The 266-nt window shown below is 76.3% G+C and carries 1 pseudogene; it reads left to right on the forward strand.

Annotation, left to right across the window (positions count from 1 at the left end):
* Positions 1 to 243 (forward strand): annotated as a pseudogene (locus EOD29_RS32335) (hypothetical protein); the annotation flags it as partial.
* Positions 244 to 266: the final 23 nt, after the last annotated feature.

Genomic DNA, 266 nt, shown 5'->3' on the forward strand with positions numbered 1-266 from the left:
GCGCCGACGCTCGCGTCGGGCGCCAACATCGGCGCCTTCAACGTCGGGAACGCGCTGGGGGCCTGGGCCGGCGGAATCGGGATCGCGGCGGGTCTCGGGTATACGTCTCCGCTGTGGATCGGCGCGGGGATCACCGCGGCGGCGGTCATCGTGCTCGCCGCCACGATGGCCCGTGGGCGCCGGAACACGGCGGCACCCTCCGGTGAGGAGCAGGGCGCCGCTCTGGAACCCGCCCAGCGCTGACTGGCGGCCGCGGCGGGGGCACC

Origin of the sequence: Mesorhizobium sp. M1A.T.Ca.IN.004.03.1.1 (assembly GCF_003997555.1) — a bacterium.
Taxonomy (GTDB): domain Bacteria; phylum Pseudomonadota; class Alphaproteobacteria; order Rhizobiales; family Rhizobiaceae; genus Mesorhizobium.